This is a genomic window from Candidatus Krumholzibacteriia bacterium (assembly GCA_029865265.1).
Classification (GTDB): Bacteria; Krumholzibacteriota; Krumholzibacteriia; order WVZY01; family JAKEHA01; genus JAKEHA01.
Genome location: JAOUHG010000039.1, coordinates 1 through 21,140 on the forward strand (window position 1 = coordinate 1; position 21,140 = coordinate 21,140).

Below are 21,140 nucleotides of genomic sequence, written 5' to 3' on the forward strand. Positions count from 1 at the left end.
AGGCGGTGAGCAGCGCGCGATCACGAAAGCGATAGTCCAGCGTGGACTCGAGCAGCGCGAGCTGCGCCTGATCCACCGGCAGTCCGGGGCGTCGGGAGGCGGCGAATCGCGAAATCAGCCTACGGAACACGCCGCCCACCGACCCGTCGCTAGCCGTCGCTGAATCGACGTATGATGAGGGATACGTTGTGCCCGCCGAAACCGAATGAATTCGACAGCGCGCTGTCGATGCGCTGGCGGCGCGCGGCGTTGGGAACGTAGTCGAGGTCGCACGCGGGGTCGGGCGTTTCCTGGTTGATGGTGGGAGGGACGATGCCGTCGCGGATGGCGAGGGCGCACAGGATGATCTCAACCGCCGCGGCCGCACCCAGCTGGTGACCCACCATGGACTTGGTGGAGCTGACCATCAAGCGGCGCGCGTGATCGCCAAAGACCTGCTTGATGGCCGCGGTTTCACTGGCGTCGTTGAGCTCGGTACTGGTGCCATGCGCGTTGACATAGTCCACGGCCGAGGGCTCCATGCCGGCCACATCCAGCGCCATGCGCATGGCGCGCACCGCACCCTCACCGTTGGGCGCTGGCGAGGTCATGTGGAAGGCATCCCCGGTGAGCCCGATGCCAACGATCTCCGCGAGGATGGTTGCACCGCGCCGTCGCGCGTGCTCCAGCTCCTCCACCATCAGGATGCCGGCGCCTTCCCCCATCACGAAACCATCCCGCTGCGCGTCGAAGGGGCGCGAAGCGCCCTGGGGGTCGTCGTTGCGACGCGACATGGCCCGCGCCGAGCAGAACCCGGCGAACGACATGGGGGTGATGGCCGCCTCCGATCCGCCGGTGACCACACCGTCGGCCAGCCCGGAACGGATGAGCATGAAGGCATCCGCAATGGCGTTGCCGCCCGAGGCACAGGCGGAAACGGTGGTGTAGTTGGGTCCGCGCAGGTTGAGCGCCATCGACACATAACCCGAGGTCATGTCCGAGATCATCATGGGGATGAAGAACGGGCTCACCTTGCCCGGACCGCGCGCAAGCATGATGGCGTGCTGCTGCTCGAAGGTGTTGATACCACCGATGCCGGAGCCGATCACCACGCCGATGCGGTCGCGGTCGAGCCGGTCGAAGTCGATCCCGGCAACCGCCTCGCGCATGGCCGCCGCGGCCAGGTGCACCACGCGGTCCGTGCGCCGGGAGTCCTTGGCATCGATGTACTCCGCGGGCTCGAAGTGCCGCACCTCCGCCGCTATCCGGGTGGGATAGGCCGACGCATCGAAGCGCTCGATGGCGGCGACTCCGCTGCGTCCGGTGGTTACGGCGGTCCACGTGTCCGCGGTGGTGTTACCACACCCGGTCACGAGGCCGACCCCGGTGATCACGACTCTCCTGGATCGTTGCTCGTTCATTTCACAAAAGCACGACCGGACCACCGTCTGCCCGCGGAGCGGGCGCCAGGGGCGGCGGGTGGTCCGCCCGCGATCGTTGGATCAACCGGCCTTGGACGTGATGTAGTCGATGGCGTTCTGGACCGTCTTGATCTTCTCGGCCTCCTCGTCGGGGATGTCGAGACCGAACTCGTCCTCGAGCGCCATGACCAGCTCAACCGTGTCCAGCGAATCCGCCTTCAGATCCTCCGCAAAGCGGGCGTCATTGGTAATCTGATCCGCGTTCACGGAAAGCTTCTCTTCGATGATCTTCTTAACTTTCGCTTCGATATCCGACATGTGCGTCGTTCACCTCCTGCACGGCGCTCATCGCGCCGTGATCATGCCACCGTCGCAGTTGATGACCTGGCCCGTCACATAGTTCGCCAGGTCCGAAACCAGGAACATCACCACGTCGGCTACGTCTCCCGCTTCGCCCAGGCGACCCAGCGGGATCAGCTGCCGCATCTGCGCCTGCACTTCCTCGGTCAGCGCGTCCGTCATTGCCGTACGAATAAAGCCGGGTGCCACCGCGTTCACACGCACGCCGCGGGCGGCAAACTCCCGCGCGAGCGACTTGGTCAGGCCGATCAAGCCGGCCTTGCTGGCGGCATAGTTGGCCTGACCCGCGTTGCCCGACTGCCCCACCACCGACGCGATGTTCACGATGCTGCCCGCGCGCTGCTTGAGCATCACCGGGGCCATGACCTTCGTGAAATTGAACGCGCCGGTCAGATTCACCGCAAGCACCTGCGACCAGTCCTCCGGTGTCATGCGTACGAAGAGGCGGTCGCGGGTGATCCCCGCGTTGTTGACCAGCACGTCGACCCGGCCGAGATCGGCCAGGATCCGCGCCCCGGCCGCTTCCGCGGCCTCAAACGACGACACGTCGCAGGCATACCCGCGCGCGGTCGCTCCCCCCGCGCCGATCTCCGCGGCCGCGCCCACCACCGCGTCCTCCACCAGGTCCACCAGCGCCACCGCCGCACCCGCACCGGCCAGGCGGCCGGCGATCACGTGGCCGATGCCCCGGGCCGCGCCGGTCACCACCGCGACTTTTCCGGTCAGATTCAGGTCGGCCTCCACGGTTTCGGCTCATCCTCCGGCGAACGGCAGTCGGGACGTAACCTTATAGCAGACCGCGGAAGCCGCCGGAAAGAAAAACTTACGCGCCGGCAGGGATGGTCTCCACGCTGGAGAGCGACACCACCCCGCATCCGTTGACGATCCGCTTCATCAATCCGGCCAGCACCGCGCCCGGCCCCACCTCATAGATGGTCGCGGGACCACGCTCGGCGAACACGCGCATGCTGCGGGTCCACTGCACGGGGGACGACAGCTGTCGCGACAGCAGGTCCTGCACCGCGTCCGAATCCGTGACCACGTCACCGGTCACGTTGGCCACCCACGGCACGCGCAATTCGCCCGCGGGAAACGTCGCCAGGAAGTCGCGGAACTCGGACACCGCCGGTTCCATGAGCGGGGAATGAAACGCGCCGCTCACCGGGAGCTTGAGCGCCCGCTTGGCACCGCGCTCCTTGCACAGCGCGCAGGCGCGATCGACCGCGTCCACGTCGCCGGAGATGGCGTACTGCCCCGGCGAATTGTAGTTGGCGACGACCACCGTCCCGCCCGCGTCGCGCACGCATGCCTCCACCCCCGGTTCGTCCATACCGATAATAGCGGCCATGGTTCCGGGGCGCTTGACGCCCGCGTCGTACATGAGTTCGCCACGGCGGCGCACGACTTTCAGCGCGTCCGTGGGACGAAAGACACCGGCCGCCACCAGCGCGGAGAACTCTCCCAGGCTGTGCCCCGCCACCATGCCGGGATGAACGCCGCGCGTCTCCAGCACGCGCAGTATCACCATACTGTGCAGGAGGATGGCGGGCTGCGCGTTCTTGGTCCGCGTCAATTCCTCCATGTCGCCGGAAAAGGAGAGTCCGGTGATGTCAAAGCCGAGCGCCTCGTTGGCCTCGCGGTACACGTCCCGCGCCTCGGCGAAGGTGTCGTAGTAGTCCTTGCCCATTCCGACGAACTGGGATCCCTGTCCCGGAAACAGCATGCCCACCTGCATGTCGTTCTTCCCTCCCGTTCGTTCAGGCAATCGCGTGACGCAGCAGAATCGATCCCCAGGTGAACCCGCCACCGAAGCCGGTGAAGACCACCAGGTCCCCCGGCTTGAGGCGTCCCTCACGCACGACTTCATCGTAGGCGATGGGAATGGTGGCCGACGACGTGTTGCCCAGGCGATCGAGGTTGACGACCACCTTCTCGGCCGGCACCTCCATGCGCTCCACCACGGCGTCGATGATGCGTATGTTGGCCTGGTGCGGAATGACCAGCGCCAGGTCTTCGATGGTCTTGCCGGCGTCGTCCATCACGATGCGTGCGGCGTCCGTCATGGCACGCACGGCCCACTTGAAAACGCCGTCACCCTTCATTTTGATGTACTGCTGGCGCTCCATCATCGCGTCGGGGTTGAACGGCATGCGCGAGCCACCACCGGGGATGCACAGGAGCTCCGCCAGCGACCCGTCGCTCTTCATGTAGGTGGCAAGCAAACCCTCTCCCATCGGGCACGGTTCCATGACCACCGCGCCCGCGCCGTCACCGAAGAGCACGCAGGTGGAACGGTCCGTCCAGTCCACGAACTTGCTCAGTACCTCCGCACCCACCACCAGCACCCGGTCCATCTGTCCCGACGCGATCATCCCGTGGGCCAGGTTCACCCCGTAGATGAATCCGCTGCACGCCGCACTCACGTCCATGGCGGCCGCGTTCACCGCGCCCAGGCGGTCCTGGATGAGGACGGCGGTGGCCGGAAACTGCATGTCTCCGCTGATGGTGCCCACCAGTACGCCGTCCAGATCCGCGGCCTTCACGCCCGCCATTTCCAGCGCGCGCTCCGCCGCGGCCAGGGCCAGGTCCGAGCACGCCTGCCCGGGCGCCGCGATGCGGCGCGTGGCAATCCCCGTGCGCGTGGTGATCCACTCGTCCGAGGTCTCCACCATCTTCTCGAGATCGAAGTTGGTGAGGACGCGGTCGGGGACGTAGTGCCCGGTACCGATGATACGCGACGATCTAAGAGACACTGGCCACACGCTCCGACTGAGAAGCAAAGCGCTCCTCGATGTGACGGTTGACGTCCGCGTTGACCGAACGGGCCGCGGCCAGCAGGGCGTTTTTGATGGCACGGCGCGAACTCTTGCCGTGCGAGATGATCACGACCCCCTTCACTCCCAGCAGCGGGGCCCCGCCGTACTCGGCGTAGTCGAGCCGGGAGCGCACCGACGAAAACGCAGGCTTCATCAGCAGCGCGCCGGCCTTGGCCAGCAACCCGCGCCGAATCTCGTCGCGCACCAGGTGCGACAGGAACGAGTAGATGCTTTCGGAGAACTTGAGGATCACGTTGCCGACGAATCCGTCACATACCACCACGTCGGCGGCGCCGTCGAACACGTCGCGCCCCTCCACGTTGCCCACGAAGTTGATGCGCGGATCCGCCTCCAGCAATGCGTACGAGTCGCGCACCAGTTCGTTTCCCTTGCTGCGCTCCTCGCCGATGTTGAGCAGTCCCACGCGAGGGTTCTTCACCCCGACGCTCATCTCGGAGTACACCGAGCCCATCACCGCAAACTGGAGCAGATTCTTGGGCGTGCATTCGTGGTTGGCGCCGACGTCCAGCACCACGGCGCCCTTGCGCTTGTTGGGCCACAGGGTGGAAATGGCGGGGCGGGAAACCCCGTGCAGACGGCCGATGGTGAGAAGCGCACTGGCCACCACCGCACCGGTGTTGCCCGCGCTCACCATGGCATCCGCGCGGCCCTCGCGAATCAGGCGCAGGGCGACGCTGATGGATGCATCCTTCTTCTTGCGGATCGCGTTGGCGGGCGACTCGTGCATGTCGATGCTCTCGGACGCATGCACGATCTCCACCAGCGAGGCGTCCAGCCCCCCCACCAGCGGTCGGAGCTGCTCTTCCCGGCCGACGAGGATGAGGCGAATCTCCCCGGGGCGCGCGAGCGCGGCGTCGATCGCGCCGGCAACGACGACCCTGGGGCCCTTGTCGCCACCCATCGCGTCAACCGCGACGCGCACGCTGTTACAGCTCCTCTTCGATCCGAACGACTTCGCGCCCGGCGTAGAACCCGCAGTTGGGGCACACGCTGTGCGGCGTCTTGGGCTGGTTGCAGTGGCTGCAACGCGTCAGGCCGGGTGCGGAGAGTTTCCAGTGGGTTCTCCGCTTCCGCTTGCGCGTCTTGGATAGTCTTCTCTTGGGCAGGGCCATTTTTTCTCCTTCAACAACCGGAAGACACCATCCGGCCGGACGATGTCAGTCCAACTTCACGTCGCGCAGGGCATCCCAGCGCGAATCTCCCTTGTCCTTGCAGGTACAGGAACCCGCGTTCAGATTGGTGCCGCACCCCGGACACAACCCCTTGCAGTCGTCGCGGCATGCCACGACCATGGGTACGCTCACCACCACCGCTTCATGGACCAGCGGTTCCAGCGGCACCTCGTACTCGTGGGAAGCGAGGATGATCATGTCATCACCCCCACCACCTTCGGCCACCCCGCGACGCACAATGACGTCGAAGACGCCGCTCACCCGGCTCGTCACCGGCTCCAGGCACCGATGACAAACCGTCCCGACGTCCGCGTCCACCGAGCCATGCAGATAAAAGGTACCCTGCGACTGGCGGTAGTCCACCGTGACATGGCAAGGCACAATCAGTTCTCCGGCAACCGGATCGTCGACGCGGGTGACCACGTCTCCTTCGATATCGCCACGGAGGTGCACCAACTCGCGCAGGTCGATGATCATCCTGCTCCCGCCTGAACGGTAGTCTCTCTCGGGAAGGGCGGTTTGATACGAGTGCCGACGACTCTATGCCCCGGAAAAGGCAATTTCAAGCTCTTTTTCCGCCGACGCGGGCGAATCCGAAGCGTGTACCGCGTTATTTTGCAAGCTCTTACCGTACATGGCGCGGATGGTCCCGGGGCGGGCGTCGGCCGGGTTGGTGGCCCCGATGAGATCGCGGATGCGGCTAACCGCTTCCTCCGCCTCCACTTCCATGGCAAGCACGGGCCCGCTGGTGATGTAACCGACCAGATCGGCAAAGAACGGGCGCTCACGGTGCATGTCGTAGAAGCGCTCGGCGCGCTCGCGGCTGAAACGCGTCATCAGCATGCGGTTTATGCGGAAGCGGTTGCGCTCCACCACCGCCACAATATCGCCGATACGCCCTTCCGCCACCGTGTCCGGTTTGATCATGAGCAAGGTCTTCATTGCTGTCTGTCTCCTTAGTGAGTATCGAGGGTGCGCTTCTCGCGGGTTCAGGCGCCGCGCTTCAGTGCCGGCACCGCCGCCTTCACCAGCCCGGTGATCTGCGACGGAACCCGCGCCACCGGCACACCGGCCGCGCCGAGCGCCGCGACCTTCTCGGCCGCGGTACCCGATCCGCCGGTCACGATGGCACCCGCATGTCCCATGCGCTTTCCCGGAGGCGCGGTCTGCCCGGCGATGAACGACACCACCGGTTTCTTCATGTTCGCCTTGATGAACGCAGCGGCCTCCTCCTCGTCGGAACCACCGATCTCGCCGATCATCACCACCGCCTCAGTCTTCGGATCCGCTTCGAACATGCGCAGGGTGTCGATGAAGTTGGTGCCAATCACCGGGTCGCCCCCGATGCCGATGCAGGTAGACTGGCCGATGCCCTCGCGGGTCAGCTGGAACACCACCTCGTAGGTGAGCGTTCCACTGCGCGACACAACTCCCACCGAGCCCGGGAGTACGATGTTGGTGGGCAGAATCCCCACCCGCACCTTCTCCGCCGGAGCAATCAGGCCGGGGCAGTTGGGACCCACCAGGCGCACGCCGCGCTCCTTCAGAAACGGCATCACCCGCAGCATGTCGCGCACCGGCACGCCCTCGCTGATGCACACCACCAGCTTCACCCCGGCGTCGGCCGCTTCGCAGATGGCGTCCGCGGCAAAGGGCGCGCGCACGTAGATCACCGAGGTGTTGGCGTCGGTGGCGGCAACGGCTTCGTGCACGGAATCGAAAACCGGAACGGTGTCCTCGAACTTGCTTCCACCCTTGCCCGGGGTCACCCCGGCCACCAGGTTGGTGCCGTACGCCTTCATCTGCGACGCGTGGAACGAACCGTCCCGGCCGGTGATTCCCTGCACCACCAGGCGCGTATTCTTGTCGATCAGGATGCTCACGTTGTTTCCTCCTTGCGTCGCGTCACGCCGCGAGCGCGATGGCCTTCTTGACGGCCTCGTCCATGGTTTCAGCGGTGTGCAGCGACGGGACCTTGCGCAGTATCTCGCGCGCCTCGGCTTCGTTGGTGCCGGTCAGGCGCACCACGACCGGAAGGTCGAGTTTCATTTTGTCAAACGCGGTAACCAGACCGCGCGCCACGTCGTCGCAGCGGGTGATGCCGCCGAAGATGTTAAACAGGATCGAACGCACGCTCTTGTCCGCCAGAATGATGGACAGCGCCGTTACCACCTTCTCGGGACGCGAACTGCCGCCGATGTCGAGGAAGTTGGCCGGTTGCCCGCCGAATTCCTTCACCAGGTCCATGGTGGCCATGGCCAGGCCGGCGCCGTTGACGATGCAGCCCACGTTGCCGGAAAGGCGCACGAACGAGAGCCCCTCGGCGCGCGCACGTGCCTCGCCCTCGTCCTCGGCTTCGGCGTCGCGCATGGCCTCGATGTCCGTGTGGCGGTAGAGCGCGTTGTCATCGAAATTCATCTTGGCGTCGATGGCCAGCACGCGGCGGTCTTTCGTGACCACCAGCGGGTTGATCTCGGCCAGGCTGGCATCGCTCTCGTCGTAGACACGGTAGAGTTTCTCGATGATGTCCGCCGCGGGACGCGTGAGGTCGGCGTCGACCACCAGCGCCGCGGCCAGGCGCCGGGCCGCAAACGGGTGCAGCCCGTACAGCGGGTCCACCGTCACGCGCTGGATGGCCTCCGGCTTCTCGCGCGCGGTGACCTCGATCTCCACCCCGCCCTCCGCGGACGCCATGATCAGCGGGCGGTGTGTGCGGCGATCCATGATGACGCCGACGTAGATCTCGCGATCGATGTCCACCGCCTCGGTGACCAGCACCTTCTGAACCGTCTCCCCCTTGATGTCCATGCCCAGGATCTTCTCCGCCTTCTCACGCGCCTCGGCCGGCGTCGCCGCCAGTTTCACCCCACCCGCCTTGCCGCGCCCGCCGACCAGCACCTGCGCCTTCACGACAACGGGCTTGCCGATGGCGGCCGCCGCCTTTTCCGCCTCCGCGGGCGTGCGCGCCACGGTTCCGGGTGGAACCGGAATGCCTGCGCGCGCGAACAGTTCCTTGGCCTGATACTCGTGGATCTTCATGTTGGCTCCTTATGAACGTGTATTCGGGGTCAGGCGTCTCCCGCGCTGCGCGGGTGCCGCGCCACGAAGTCATCGATGATGCTCGCGAGCGTCGGCGTTCCGATTTCCTCCAGTGAGTACGTCACGCGCAGGCACGGCTTCTCGATCTTCACCAGGCGGGTGAGGTCGATGGGCGTGCCAATGAGAACGACGTCACAGGGAATCGCGTTGATGGTCTTCTCCAGGTCGGCGATCTGTTCGTCGCCGTATCCCATGGCGGGCAGCAGCGGCCCGATGTGCGGGTACTTCTCGAAGGTCTCCTTGATCTCGCCCACCACCCACGGTCGCGGGTCGACGATCTCCGCAGCACCATTCGCCTGCGCCGCCACCACCGCCGCCCCCAGGCGCATCTCTCCGTGCGTCACCGTGGGGCCGTCTTCGACGCACAGCACGCGCTTGCCGCGCATGATTCCCGCGTCGCCCACCACCTTCACCGGCGACTTCGCCTTCACGATGGTTGCGGCGGCATTGAGTGCGCGCACGTTGGCCAGCACCTGCTCCACCGCCTTCGGATCCGCCGAGTCCATCTTGTTCATGACCACCACGTCGGCCCGGTGCACGTTGATCTCGCCCGGGTAGTACTTGATCTCGTGTCCGGGTCGGTGCGGGTCCGCCACCGTCACCCACAGCGACGGGCGGTAGAAGGGTACGTCGTTGTTGCCACCGTCCCACAGCACCACGTCCGCCTCCTTCTCGGCCTCCTTGAGGATGGAGGCGTAGTCGACACCGGCGTACACGATACTGCCCGCCGCCACGTGGTGCTCGTACTCCTCGCGCTCCTCGATAGTGCAGTTTTGCGTCTCCATGTCTTCATAGGAACCGAAGCGCTGCACGGCCTGCGCGGCGAGATCGCCGTACGGCATCGGGTGCCGCACCACCACCACGCGGTAGCCGCGCTCGCGCATGAGCTCGGCGATCTTGCGCGTGGTCTGGCTCTTGCCACTGCCGGTGCGCACGGCGCTCACCGCTATCACCGGCTTCACGCTGGGCAGCATGGTCCGCCGCGGCGCCAGCAGAACGAAGTCCGCCCCGTACGCATTCACCAGCGCGGAACGGCGCATCACGTAGTCGTAAGGAACGTCGCTGTATGAGAAGACGGCCGCGTCCAGTTCTTCGCGCTGCAGGAGTTCGCGCAGTTCCGTCTCCGGGATGATGGGAATTCCGCCCGGATAGTCCGCACCGGCAAGCTCGGGCGGGTATGCCCGGCCGTCGATGTGTGGAATCTGGGTCGCGGTGAACGCCACCACCTCGATGTCGGGGTGATTGCGGTAGAGGACGTTGAAGTTGTGGAAGTCGCGCCCGGCGGCGCCCAGGATGACGATGCGTGTTCGTGCCATGGTGTTTATTTCGCGGACGAGCCGCGCTCCTTCATTTTGGAAACGACTGCGGACGTTGAGTACCCGGGTTTCATCGCGAAGCGCACCACGCGCCCACCGCCGCCGACCACCAGATCCTCACCCACGATTGCGCCCGCGCCGTACTCGGCGCCTTTCACCAGTACCTGCGGCCTCACCATCTCGATGGTTTCGCGGGGCGTGTCCTCCTCGAACACCGTCACCGCGTCCACCCAGCGCAGCGCGAGCAGCAGCTCTGCGCGCTCGGCGGCCGGATAGATGGGGCGCCCCGGCCCCTTGAGACGCGTCACCGACGCGTCGCCGTTGATCGCCACCAGCAGGACGTCGCCCTCGGCGGCGGACGCCTCGAGCAGCGCCAGGTGGCCGGGGTGCAGCAGGTCGAAGCACCCGTTGGTGAAGACCACCTGCCGGCCGGCGTCGCGCCACGCGCGCGCCACCTGCTCCAGGCGCTCGCGCGGAATCACCGAGCGCGCAGCCACATCGCCCCCCGCCGCGCTCATCGGAACGCCGCCACCAGTTCCGCGGCGCTGAGGGTGGACGTGCCCACCTCCTTGATCACCTCGCCGGCGGCCTGGTTGGACATGACCACCGCGTCGAGCATGTCGACGCCGGTGGCAAGACCCGCAGCCAGCACGCCGATCACCGTGTCCCCCGCGCCGGTCACGTCGAACACCTGCTTGGCCACGGTGGGAATGTGCACCTGCTGTGACTCTCTATAATAGAGGCTCATGCCGTCCTCGCCGCGCGTGACCAGGAGCGCATCCAGGCCCATCCGCTTCAGCACGTCGAAGGCGAGTGCCGCGGGGTCGTTGCCGCGGCGGTAGTCGATGCCGGCGGCGGCGTGCGCCTCGCGCGCGTTGGGTGTGATGAGGGTGACGCCCCGGTACCAGGCGAAGTGTGGAATGTGCGGGTCCACCAGGACGGGTTTGCCGCGATCCCGCCACGCGGCGATCGCGCCCGCGAGGCGATCCTGCACCACGACCCCCTTGCCGTAGTCGGACACCACCAGCGCATCCGCCGTGTCGGCGAGGCGCGCCACGTTGTCGTACACCGCATCCGCCACCGCACCCGCCAGCGGTTCGTCGGTCTCGAAGTCGGCGCGCAGCACCTGCTGGCTGCGCGCAATGATGCGCACCTTCTCGGTGGTGGTGCGTCCGCGCGCCTCCACCAATGCCGCGGTACCGATCTCGCGGCGGCCGAGCATGCGCGCGAGTTCGCGCCCCTCGCGATCGGCGCCGCGCACCGAAATCAACTCGGTGGAGAGTCCCAGCGCGCGCAGGTTGGCGGCCACGTTCGCCGCCCCGCCGAGTCGCTTGCTGCGGCGCGTCACGTGCACCACCGGCACCGGTGCTTCCGGGGAGATCCGCTCCGCGTCGCCCCAGAAGTAGCGATCCAACATCACGTCGCCCAGCACGGCAACGGTGGCGCGCGAAAACCGGCCCACGTATTCAAGAACCCGCTCCGCGGGCAGCGTGGGACGCATTCCAGGCGTCAGACTCAAGTCGAAAACTCCTCAAAAAAAAGCCCCAGACCGCAGGGTAACGGGGCGGGAGGTTGGGTGTGCGGCGCAAATGACCGAGCGCCGTCACGCTACCATAGGCCTCCGGGGGTGTCAAGACGAGGGGGCGGGCAGCTTGCCGGCACCGGCGTGGCGTGTTAGATTGGGCGCGGCCACAGCGGGAGCCCCCGCCGGGGCGACCCCAATTAAGGAGCACCCATGAACCCCGAGCAGCGCACCGTCAACATCGAGATCGGCGACAAGGAGTGGGAGGGCGTCTACTCCAACTTCGTCATCATCACCCACTCCCCGTCGGAATTCGTCCTGGACTTCGCCCGCATGCTGCCCGGTGCCCAGAAGGCGAAGGTCTTCTCCCGCATCGTGATGACGCCCCAGCACGCCAAGGCGCTCATGGGCACGCTGGAGAGCAACCTCAAGCGGTTCGAATCCGAGCACGGCGAAATCAAGTTGATCCCCGGGGACCCCACCCGCGGTCCGATTGGCTTCCAGCCCAACTCGCCATCGAAACAACCTTAAGCTAATCGCGTAACTATTTGTCATTCAGGCAGGTGCGGATTGTCCTGCGCGGCCTTTGTCTTCCAGCGCCGGTGCGGCCAGAAGTACTCCTCCGGATAGGCACGGATGTGGGCGGCGAGCGCGTCGGCGTGGCCCTGCGTGAGGTAGTGGACCGCTTCCTCCTCGGGCACGCCAGGCGGCGGGTACAGGGGCGGGTTGATGTAGGCGCGGTGCCGGCTCCCCTCGCGGTGGATGAACCCGGTCACGAGGGGGCATTGCCGCCGGACGGCGAAAAGCGCGGGTCCGCGCACTGTGGAAGCCGGGCGCCCGAGAAAGTCCACCATGATCCCCTGCGAGCGGGCGTCCTGGTCTGCAAGCATGGCGACGATGCGATTGTCACCCAGCGTCTGCAGCACCTTTTTCAACGCCATCGTGCGCCGGATGATCCCGCTGCCCAGCTTGCCGCGCAGTTCGTTCATGACCTCGTCCACCCGCTCGTTGCTCTGCTGCCCGACGAGGTAATCCACCGGAAACCCGTTCGCGGCCATGACCGCGCCCAGGAGTTCCCAGCTGCCGTGGTGCCCGGTGACGAACACGGCCCCGCGTCCGTGCTCCCGCACGTCGCGCAAGTGCTCCATTCCGTCCAGCGAAACCAGATCCCGCACGTTTTCGCGTGTCAACCTGGCGAAGGCGGCAAACTCGAACATCGCGCGTCCCAGATTGCGGTAGGCCGCGCGGCCAATTCGAACCGCCTCGGCACGCGTCACACCGAGCGCGCGTTCGATGTTGTCCACCGTTACACCGCGCCGCACCCGGAACACGTCGAATGCCAGGGCACCCGCACCGGCGCCGATGTGCTGCAAGACCGGAATCGGCAACGTCCCGGCGGCCGCCATGGAAGCCTTGACCGCCCCGTACTCGAGAGAATGTCTGATTGATCGTACCGACACCGGTGCCGCGCCTCACCGCGGCGTGCGCACGAAACGGCCCCCGCCGTCCCGGACCACGTATCCATCGATCTCCAGGCGCGAGAGTATCTCCTGCACGCGCTGCGCGTCGAGCCCCACTGCCGCCGCCACCTCGTCCACGCCGGCGCCCGCCGACAGCGCGGCCAGCACGCGCGCGTGGTCCGCGTCCGCATCCACGCGCTCCCGCTCCTGCCCGCGCCCCGGGGACCACGCCCCCGCAACCGCACCCAGCGCGGTCACATTGTTGAGCACGTCCACAGCGTCTTCCACCAGGAACGCGCCCTCGCGCAGCAGCCGGTTGGGGCCCGCGCTGCGGAAGTCACCCGGGAACCCAGGCACGGCACCCACTTCGCGCCCCTGGTCCAGCGCCCAGCGGGCGGTGATCAGCGCGCCGCTGCGCGGGCCGCCTTCCACCACCACCACCGCCTCGGACAAACCACTGATGATGCGATTGCGCCGCGGGAAGACGTGCGGGGTGGCCTGGGTGCCGCAGAGTTGCTCCGACACCACACACCCGCAATCCGCGATGGTCTCCAGCAGGGCGGCGTTCTCGCGCGGATACGCCACGTCCACGCCCGTGCCCAGCACGGCGACGGTGCCACCGCCTCCCGCCAGCGCCCCGCGGTGTGCCGCGGTGTCGATGCCGCGCGCCAGGCCACTGGCGACGCCGATACCGGACGCGGTCACGGCCTGCGCCAGGCGGCGCGCGAACGCGGTGCCCGCTGCGCTTGGCGCGCGTGTCCCCACCACCGCCAGCATGGGCGCGGCCAGTGCCTCGACCCTGCCCCGCGCGAAGAGCAGCGGCGGCGCGAACGGCAGCATTTTCAGGCGCGGCGGGTAGGACGCATCCCACAGCGTGACCGCCGTGGCGCAGGCCCGCGCAGCCAGCTCGAGTTGCGCGTCGACGCGCGCCCAGTCGGTCGGCCCCACCCGCTTGCCCAGCAGGCCCGAAAGCGCGGGCCCGTTGGCGCGCAGGTCGGCCAAGACTTCAGCGGGATCGAGCGCTGCCAGCTGCGCCCAGTCGCCCGCGGTGATATCCGGCGTACACAGAACCGCGAGTGCGGTTCGCATGGTCTCCATCCACCCCACCTCCCGTCTTCCTCTGCCCTACCCCTCCAACCGTTTTCCGATTTCGCGCAGCAGCACGTCCATTCCCTCGCCCGAAACCGCGGAGATGGGGATGGTGCACTCGTGCAGCCGCAGCAGCGCCGGGTCCACGCCCTTCGTGCCGCCGGGAATTGCGTCGCACTTCGTCAGTGCCAGAATGCTGCGGCGCTCCAGCAGCACGGGGTCGTGGTGCATGAGCTCGCTGCGCAGCATCTGGTAGGCGGCCGCGGGGTCCGGGTGCAGCACGTCCACCATGTACAGCAGCACGCGACAGCGTTCCACGTGGCGCAGGAACGCCTTGCCCATCCCGCGCCCGTGGTGCGCGCCCTCGATGAGACCCGGAATGTCGACCATCACGAACGCCTTGTGCTCGTCCCAGCGCACGATCCCCAGCACCGGCGTGGTGGTGGTGAACGGATAGTCGGCGATCTTGGGGTGCGCGGCACTGACCGTGCTGATCAGCGTGGACTTGCCCGCGTTGGGCTCACCCACCAGACCGACGTCGGCGATGAGCTTCAGCGTGATCTCGAGTTTGCGTGCCTCGCCGTCGCCGCCGTAGGTGAACTGGCGCGGGGTGCGGTTGCGTGCGCTCTTGTAGCGCTCGTTGCCGAGGCCGGGTTTGCCGCCCTTCGCCACCACCAGCGAGTCGCCGTCGGCCAGCAGTTCGCCCATGGTGTCGCCGCTGTCGGCATTGCGCACCACCGTGCCCGGCGGCACCACGATGACGGCGTCGTCGCCCTGGCGCCCGGTCTGGCTCTTGCCCTTGCCGTGCTCGCCGCGTCCCGCCTTGTAGAGACGGTGGTAGTGCAAATCGATAAGTGTGGAGACGGCACGCGACGCGCGCAGGATCACGTCGCCGCCGCGGCCGCCGTCACCGCCGTTGGGCCCGCCCTGGGGCGCGCCCTTCTCGTGCCGGAACGAAACGCAGCCGTCGCCGCCGTCGCCGGCCTGGACTTCCACAATGACACGATCGATGAACACGCGCAGAAACCTTTCGCGGCGCGCGTACGCGCGCCGTCAACCTGCTGGGATATACGGGAGGACGAACCCTTCGGAGGAGCCGTGAGACTAACAGACCCGCGCCCACGCGGTCAACGGCGGCGCCTGCCCTTGCGGCGCTTGTTGAGCGCGGCCAGTACCGGTGGCGGTACCAGACGGGAGACGTCGCCGCCCAGCGAGAAGACCTCCCGCACCAGCGAGCTGTGCAGGTAGATGTACTGTTCGCTGGGCATGAGGAAGGCGGTCTCGAAGCGCTTGTCGAGTTTGCGGTTCATGAGCGCCAGCATGAGCTCATACTCGAAGTCGGACACAGCGCGCAGGCCGCGGATCACCACGTCCACCTTCTCGCGGCGGAACTCCTCGGCCAGCAGGCCGCGGAAACTGGTCACGCGAACGTTGTCGACCCCCTTGACGCACGCCTTCACCAGCCGGGTTCGCTCCGCCAGCGTGAAGAACGCCCCCTTGTCGCGCGATTCCGCCACCGCGACCACGATTTCGTCGAACAGGCGGCTGGCGCGGTGGATGAGGTCCACGTGCCCCAGGGTGACTGGATCGAATGTGCCGGGATAGAGTGCGCGACTCATGGGGGGCCTCCCTGGCGGCTACGCCGCGGATACGGGAACGAGGTACGTGAGGACGGTATCTCCGAAGCGGCGTTCACGGTCGACACGAAGGTGCCCGGCCGGCGCCAGCGGCAGCTTGACGCGATGCTCCACCACCAGGATCTCGAGGGCCGGCAGCGAGCGCGGGTCGAGCGTGGCGAGCAGGTCCGTGCTGGCGTCGGTGGTGTACGGCGGATCCGCGAACACGATGCCGGCATCGGCGATGGAGCCGTCCTGCACCACAGCCGCCACGCGCCCTTCGTGCACCGTGTAGCTGGCGGGGTCGGCCCCGCACGCCGCCAGGTTCTCGCGCAGCGCGCGCAGCGCCCCGCGCGCCACCTCCACGAAGTGGGCGTGTCTTGCGCCGCGGCTCAGCGCCTCGATGCCCACCGCCCCCGCTCCCGCGTACAGGTCGGCGAACACGCATCCCGCCACCGAACCGCCCAGCGACGAGAACAGCGACTCCTTGGTCCGGCGCATGGTGGGTCGAATGTCTCCGCCGGCGGGATAGCGGAGCTTTCGCCCCTTCCAGGTGCCGGCGGTGATGGTGGCGGCCGCGTGGCCATGGGAACTGGCGCGCATAGGTGTGCATTGTACCCGCCGCGAGCGGCGCTGTCCAAAACAAAGCCGCCGGCGTCACATTGACCGCCGGCGGCGTTGCAATCGGAATATGCGGCTGTGCCTACTGCGACGCGGTCGTCACCGGCCCGGTGGTAATGCTGAACCGCTGCACGGCTTCGCCGCCGGAGGAGTGCGAAACGCGCACGGTCACGTTGTGCACCACCACGTCGTTCTGGTCCTGCGGCAGTTCCCAGTCGATGCGGCCGTTCTCGTCGATGCGCATCCCCAGGGGTGCCTCGTCGAGGATGAAGTCCACTCTGCCGGTCGCGTGCCGGGTGGTGGTCACCTGATACACGTAGCGCCCATCCACGGTCGCCTGCGGCGGCGTGGAGGTGATGGCCAGCGCGTCGCTGCCCAGCACCAGCGGCGTGCACGCCAGCGGTGCAGAGGCCTCTTCGCCGTCGAACGCGGTGATCTGCGCATGAATGCGGTCGCCGCTGCGGTACCCGGAGACGTCCAGCGTCTCGCCGGTCGCACCGGGGATCTCCTCGCCGTTGCGGTACCAGGCATAACGGTAGGTGAGCGCTTCTCCGTCGGCGTCCATCGCCGTTACCTGCGCATAGGCCTCGGTGGTCCCCTCGCGTTGCAGCGTCAATCCGGAACTGATCTGCGGGCGCGCGCCCTGGATCACCACCGGTTGGGAACGTTGCCCCGGCATACCCGGCGCCGTCACCGCCACCGCCACGATCTCGTCACCCTTGCCGAAATGAGAGGGGTCCAGCGTCGCGCTGGTCACACCGTCGATCGGCGCGCCGTTCTTGTACCACGTGCACGACTCGACTTCCTGGACGCGACCGCGCGCGCCACCGACGCGCGCCGTCAACTCCGACTGGGCATGCGCGCGCGCCGGGGTGATGACAACCTCGCCCACCCTGGCGACCGCCGCGGTCCGTTCCGGGGCGCCCGCGCTCTTGAACAGGCGGGAAACACCGACGGCGGCGAGAACCGCCACCAGTGCGATAAGTATGGCTCTCCTGGACACCTGGCTCCTCCCGTTCTTTCAAGCACGAACCGCTCCCCCCGAAGGGGGAGCGTTCGTCCCTTGCCCGGCGGCGCGGCGCGCCGCCATTCCGTCAACCCGTCCGAGCCCGGGCGCTACTGCGCCCGGTTCGGATTCGCCTCGACGTCCGGCAGCGTCTCCTGCGAGAAGTCCTTCTTGCCGGGGCCGTCGCTGACCACGATGAGGCCGGCAATCAACTTGCCGTCGGACATGCGGCCACTGACGTTGAGGGACCGTCCGGACACGCTGGAACCCGGTTCGAGCATCCCGCGGCGGGTGTCATAGATCGTCACCTTTTTGGGAATGACGACCTGATGGCTGCCCACGAATATCGTGCCGCTCAACGAACCCGAATAGGTTCCCGACACGAAGGTACCGCGTTCGGACTTGCGGGCACGTTTCTGCTCGCCACTCTTGCCGGCGTCGGCCGGTGCGTGGGCCAGGGCAACCGTGGCAACGGCCGCGATGAGTGCAACTTTGAGTGTCTTCATAACTGTCCACCGCCTTCTTAGTACTGCTGCCGCCACGAGCGGACGATGAGCTGCCGCATCAACCCGTAGGTGTCCTCGGCCAGAATGCGGGTATCGCTGTTCTGAATGAGGACTTTCTCGTTGACGATATCGACCACCGGCTTGGTGACGATGCCGTCGCCGAGGTCGGTGTATCGGTTGTCCGTCGTATCGTTGCCGCTGTCGTCGTCGCCGTCGTAGCCGGCGCCGTTGCGGAACTGCACCGCGTACAGCCACGAGTTTCCGCCCGCGCTGCACGGCTCGCTGTTGGGAGCGTAGCAGGTGAAGTACACGATGCCGGCCACGATCGCGCTCGGTTCCGTGACCCGCTGCCCGGGCGCGAGATCCAGATCCAGGTACCATCCGTCGGCCGCCTCGACCTCGTTGATGGTCGAGGTCTGATCGACGAGATCACCCATGGTGACGGTCTGGCCGTCGTTGCGGTCGATGATGCAGTAGTACCGCCGGGCGCTGGTGTCCAGCATGTCGTCGCGGTGCACATAGCGGCCGGTGCCGAAGTAGATGTACACGTCACGGTCGTAGTCCACGGTCACGGTGGGCTCGGCCTGGATGGGCTCCCCGGACGTCTGGAACAGCAGCTGCTTGCTCGGCGTGCCGCTGGTCAGGTCGATGCGCCACAGGTTTCCCGCCAGGTCGGCGACGTACATCACGTCCTCGACTTCATCGAGGTTCAGGTCCACGGACGTGCAGCTCGTCGCCATGTTGAGGTCGGCGATACTGCTGAGCGCGATATCGCTCACGCTGCTGCCGTCTTCCATGCTGAAACCAACGAGCCTCGCCTCGCCGGCAGCATCCAGGCCGGAGCCGACGAAGGCCACATAATCGTTCGTGTTGGCCATGCGGACGATTTCCGGCTGCGCCCACGACGCACTCACCGAAGCAATGTTGTTCTCCCACATGAAGTCGGGATTGTTGGGATCCGTGATATCGAGGGCGAAGTATGCAGCGCCCCCCTGCTTCTCCCCACCCACCAGCACGGTGCGCCACGCGTTGTTCACGTACACGTCGGCGACGCGCGGGGTCAGGTTGACGGAGAAGTGATGACAGTAGTCCGGGTCCGCGATCTCACTGAGATTGCCCAACTGGTCGTTGGGAATGTAGGCCCACAGTTCCTCGCCGGTCGAGGCCAGGAAGGCATGAACCATGGCGTCGTTGGCGCCCACATAGATGACGCGCTCGCGGTTGGCGTTGGCCGCGTAGAACCCCGCGTAGTCATTGTACAGCGAGTACCCGCCCGGCGGCCCCACCGGCACCGGTGACGATTCCACGATATCCCCCAGGATCCACCCGTTCTCGCGCACGCGGTATCCGGCCACGTCTTCACCGCGCGTCCACGCGATGATTTCGGCCGCCTCCGCGTCCGAGGCCGCGCCCAGGGCCGCACGCAGGTTGCCGGCCTGGCCGGCGGAGAAGTCGCGGCGGGTTCCGCCGACGGAGGTAAAGATGGTGCGCGAACCCGGGCTGCGGTTCAGCAGCACGTCCCCCGCCTCCCACACCGGCAGGTCACCGGTGAGGTATGGCTGCTGGAACGCCTCGAGATAGCCCGTCCAGTCGGAGGGCAGGAACTTGGCGCGGTACAGGTAGTCCGCGGTACCGCCTTCGGTCGAGACGACCGCCACCGCCGCACCCGAGGAGATGCGGTTGACGATGTCGCGCAGCACGCGCGCGAGGCTGTTGGACAGCTCGGCGGCGTTGTTGGCGGTGAAGTACGAACCCTCGCCCGCCGCGGCGGCGTCGGCCAGCACCGGCGCATCGATGTTCATGCCGATGGTGTAGGTGTTGGCGTACTGCTTCCCATCGTCCGCGTCGCCCCACAGGTCGGCGTCCTTGAGCGCCGCCGCAACCTCGTCCAGTGCGTAGCCGTTGCCGTTCGTGTCGGTGTAGCCGGAATTGTCGTCCCGGGTGGGAAGACCGTCGGTGGCAATCACCACGAAGTTGCGCTGGCAGGCGTACTGGATGGCGTTGGCGTCGTAGGTGAAATAGTTCTTGATGGTGACCAGCGCCTCCGCCAGCGGCGTGTACCCGCTGCCGCGGATGGCGTTGACCTGGGTGGCGATGGTGGCCCGGTCGGTGCCCAAGTCGGACACCTTCAGGCCGCCGATTTCGCCGTTGAACTTGAACACGCCGAAGCGAATGCGCGAATCGGCCGCGGCGATGACGGCGTTGACCGCCGCCTTGGCCAGCTGGATGCGCGTGTACACCGGGATCTCCGCCCGCTCCGTCGCCGTCGCGTGGTAGAAGACCCAGTTCAGGTAGTTCCCCGTGTAGGAACCGGCCTCGCCCTGGTCGCTGGCGGCCAGCTTGGCCGTTGGCGTGGTGGGCGCGCTGTTGATGAAGCTGCGCGGGCTGTAGGTGCCGGTGGTGTTCACGTTGTAGTCGCGACTGCGGTTGAACGCCCCCGACCAGTTCCTCCCTGCATCGTAGTTGTCGTGCATGATGGCCTCGTTCATGCTGCCGGAGCTGTCGAACAGGAACACCACGTTCGCGTCGACCGATCCCTGCAGAACAAACAGAGGATAATCACAACTCTGCGCGAGCGCAGCCGGGGCTACCCCCGCCAGCACGCACGCGGCCATGATCCCGATGATGAGTCTCGTACGCATATTCAGCACCTGCCTTGGGCTAGTATTCATTGCCCGCGTCTCGGAGCAGGCGGTCGGCTTGAACTTCGAGCTCCGCCTCGCTCTCTTTTGAGCTTGCACCCTGTGCATCTACGGTGAATCTGTAGTCCTTGTATTCCGGTGGCCACCCGGGCCGGTAATCGCGCCCCGTGTAGGTGACGTCGTAGCGGTAGCGGTTGTCCTCCGACGTGGAGGTGGGCAACGAGTTGAAGCTGGCCTGATCGAGCACCACCGTGGATGGCGGCACCAGCACGTCGCTCGGCCCGGTGATGTTGCGGATCCAGTTGATCGCTTCCTCGCTGCCGGCGTCCGACGAATGCACCGCACGCGTGTGGGTGTACTCGTTGTAGGTCACGCGCTTCTCGGAGCTGGCGATCCCCGCGATGATCGCGCCGGTCACGGCGAGACCCAGCAGGAAGAACAGCGTCGTGACGAGCGCGCTTCCCCTCTCATTCTGGATGAGCTTCTTCATATCC

The 21,140-nt window shown here is 66.8% G+C and carries 24 protein-coding genes; 1 reads left to right on the plus strand and 23 read right to left on the minus strand.

From position 1 onward, the window contains the following. Positions 1 to 149: 149 nt before the first annotated feature. The 14 genes from fabF to rfaE1 all read right to left on the minus strand — a co-directional run bounded on the left by fabF (position 150) and on the right by rfaE1 (position 11,703). Positions 150 to 1,400: a beta-ketoacyl-ACP synthase II gene (gene fabF / locus OEX18_13480; protein ID MDH4338278.1), complete on the minus strand. Its 1,251-nt coding sequence runs from the start codon at positions 1,398 to 1,400 to the stop codon at positions 150 to 152. Positions 1,401 to 1,481: 81 nt separating this feature from the next. Beyond that, positions 1,482 to 1,718: an acyl carrier protein gene (acpP, locus tag OEX18_13485; protein MDH4338279.1), complete on the minus strand. Its 237-nt coding sequence runs from the start codon at positions 1,716 to 1,718 to the stop codon at positions 1,482 to 1,484. A gap of 27 nt (positions 1,719 to 1,745) precedes the next feature. Continuing rightward, complete coding sequence (gene fabG, locus OEX18_13490) at positions 1,746 to 2,504, minus strand: 3-oxoacyl-[acyl-carrier-protein] reductase (GenBank protein ID MDH4338280.1); 759 nt, start codon at positions 2,502 to 2,504, stop codon at positions 1,746 to 1,748. Between the two features lie 79 nt (positions 2,505 to 2,583). Beyond that, positions 2,584 to 3,525, minus strand: a complete 942-nt coding sequence (gene fabD / locus OEX18_13495) for an ACP S-malonyltransferase (GenBank protein MDH4338281.1) — start codon at positions 3,523 to 3,525, stop codon at positions 2,584 to 2,586. Then, positions 3,518 to 4,513, minus strand: coding sequence for a ketoacyl-ACP synthase III (locus tag OEX18_13500; protein ID MDH4338282.1), 996 nt, complete (start codon positions 4,511 to 4,513; stop codon positions 3,518 to 3,520). Before OEX18_13500 ends, fabD begins: the two co-directional genes overlap by 8 nt. Continuing rightward, positions 4,503 to 5,519 (minus strand): phosphate acyltransferase PlsX, encoded by a 1,017-nt coding sequence (gene plsX / locus OEX18_13505; GenBank protein ID MDH4338283.1) that lies wholly within the window; start codon positions 5,517 to 5,519, stop codon positions 4,503 to 4,505. Before plsX ends, OEX18_13500 begins: the two co-directional genes overlap by 11 nt. Before the next feature lie 4 nt (positions 5,520 to 5,523). Continuing rightward, positions 5,524 to 5,709, minus strand: a complete 186-nt coding sequence (gene rpmF, locus OEX18_13510) for a 50S ribosomal protein L32 (protein ID MDH4338284.1) — start codon at positions 5,707 to 5,709, stop codon at positions 5,524 to 5,526. Between the two features lie 45 nt (positions 5,710 to 5,754). Beyond that, entirely contained in the window at positions 5,755 to 6,246 is a 492-nt protein-coding gene (locus tag OEX18_13515) for a DUF177 domain-containing protein (protein MDH4338285.1), read from the minus strand. 63 nt (positions 6,247 to 6,309) lie between these two features. After that, the gene (gene ndk / locus OEX18_13520; GenBank protein MDH4338286.1) at positions 6,310 to 6,711 is read right to left on the minus strand and encodes a nucleoside-diphosphate kinase; all 402 of its coding nucleotides are present in this window, start codon (positions 6,709 to 6,711) and stop codon (positions 6,310 to 6,312) included. A gap of 47 nt (positions 6,712 to 6,758) precedes the next feature. Further along, complete coding sequence (sucD, locus tag OEX18_13525; protein ID MDH4338287.1) at positions 6,759 to 7,652, minus strand: succinate--CoA ligase subunit alpha; 894 nt, start codon at positions 7,650 to 7,652, stop codon at positions 6,759 to 6,761. A gap of 22 nt (positions 7,653 to 7,674) precedes the next feature. Next, positions 7,675 to 8,808, minus strand: coding sequence for an ADP-forming succinate--CoA ligase subunit beta (sucC, locus tag OEX18_13530; protein MDH4338288.1), 1,134 nt, complete (start codon positions 8,806 to 8,808; stop codon positions 7,675 to 7,677). A 29-nt stretch (positions 8,809 to 8,837) separates the two neighbouring features. Next, positions 8,838 to 10,184 (minus strand): cyclic 2,3-diphosphoglycerate synthase, encoded by a 1,347-nt coding sequence (locus OEX18_13535; GenBank protein MDH4338289.1) that lies wholly within the window; start codon positions 10,182 to 10,184, stop codon positions 8,838 to 8,840. A gap of 5 nt (positions 10,185 to 10,189) precedes the next feature. After that, complete coding sequence (locus tag OEX18_13540) at positions 10,190 to 10,702, minus strand: adenylyltransferase/cytidyltransferase family protein (GenBank protein ID MDH4338290.1); 513 nt, start codon at positions 10,700 to 10,702, stop codon at positions 10,190 to 10,192. After that, positions 10,699 to 11,703, minus strand: a complete 1,005-nt coding sequence (rfaE1, locus tag OEX18_13545; protein MDH4338291.1) for a D-glycero-beta-D-manno-heptose-7-phosphate kinase — start codon at positions 11,701 to 11,703, stop codon at positions 10,699 to 10,701. The genes OEX18_13540 and rfaE1 overlap by 4 nt, the downstream gene beginning before the upstream one ends. A 216-nt stretch (positions 11,704 to 11,919) precedes the next feature. Between rfaE1 and OEX18_13550 the strand changes: the two genes are divergently transcribed. Next, positions 11,920 to 12,237, plus strand: coding sequence for a DUF3467 domain-containing protein (locus OEX18_13550; protein MDH4338292.1), 318 nt, complete (start codon positions 11,920 to 11,922; stop codon positions 12,235 to 12,237). A 20-nt stretch (positions 12,238 to 12,257) separates the two neighbouring features. Here the strand turns inward: OEX18_13550 and OEX18_13555 are convergent, their stop codons facing one another. The 9 genes from OEX18_13555 to OEX18_13595 all read right to left on the minus strand — a co-directional run bounded on the left by OEX18_13555 (position 12,258) and on the right by OEX18_13595 (position 21,136). Next, positions 12,258 to 13,166, minus strand: a complete 909-nt coding sequence (locus OEX18_13555; GenBank protein ID MDH4338293.1) for a lysophospholipid acyltransferase family protein — start codon at positions 13,164 to 13,166, stop codon at positions 12,258 to 12,260. Positions 13,167 to 13,178: 12 nt separating this feature from the next. Then, positions 13,179 to 14,255 carry a DNA-processing protein DprA gene (gene dprA, locus OEX18_13560; GenBank protein MDH4338294.1) on the minus strand — a complete coding sequence of 359 codons (1,077 nt, stop codon included), beginning with the start codon at positions 14,253 to 14,255 and terminating at the stop codon, positions 13,179 to 13,181. A 36-nt stretch (positions 14,256 to 14,291) separates the two neighbouring features. Next, the gene (gene obgE, locus OEX18_13565; protein MDH4338295.1) at positions 14,292 to 15,272 is read right to left on the minus strand and encodes a GTPase ObgE; all 981 of its coding nucleotides are present in this window, start codon (positions 15,270 to 15,272) and stop codon (positions 14,292 to 14,294) included. 110 nt (positions 15,273 to 15,382) lie between these two features. Then, positions 15,383 to 15,874 carry a pantetheine-phosphate adenylyltransferase gene (coaD, locus tag OEX18_13570; GenBank protein ID MDH4338296.1) on the minus strand — a complete coding sequence of 164 codons (492 nt, stop codon included), beginning with the start codon at positions 15,872 to 15,874 and terminating at the stop codon, positions 15,383 to 15,385. Positions 15,875 to 15,892: 18 nt separating this feature from the next. Continuing rightward, on the minus strand, positions 15,893 to 16,474 hold the full coding sequence (gene rsmD, locus OEX18_13575) for a 16S rRNA (guanine(966)-N(2))-methyltransferase RsmD (GenBank protein ID MDH4338297.1): 582 nt from the start codon (positions 16,472 to 16,474) through the stop codon (positions 15,893 to 15,895). Between the two features lie 100 nt (positions 16,475 to 16,574). Further along, positions 16,575 to 17,495 carry a hypothetical protein gene (locus tag OEX18_13580; protein ID MDH4338298.1) on the minus strand — a complete coding sequence of 307 codons (921 nt, stop codon included), beginning with the start codon at positions 17,493 to 17,495 and terminating at the stop codon, positions 16,575 to 16,577. 113 nt (positions 17,496 to 17,608) lie between these two features. Next, positions 17,609 to 18,004, minus strand: a complete 396-nt coding sequence (locus OEX18_13585; protein ID MDH4338299.1) for a hypothetical protein — start codon at positions 18,002 to 18,004, stop codon at positions 17,609 to 17,611. Positions 18,005 to 18,021: 17 nt separating this feature from the next. Then, positions 18,022 to 20,646, minus strand: coding sequence for a PilC/PilY family type IV pilus protein (locus tag OEX18_13590; GenBank protein MDH4338300.1), 2,625 nt, complete (start codon positions 20,644 to 20,646; stop codon positions 18,022 to 18,024). A 19-nt stretch (positions 20,647 to 20,665) separates the two neighbouring features. Continuing rightward, the gene (locus OEX18_13595; GenBank protein ID MDH4338301.1) at positions 20,666 to 21,136 is read right to left on the minus strand and encodes a hypothetical protein; all 471 of its coding nucleotides are present in this window, start codon (positions 21,134 to 21,136) and stop codon (positions 20,666 to 20,668) included. Positions 21,137 to 21,140 lie beyond the last annotated feature (4 nt).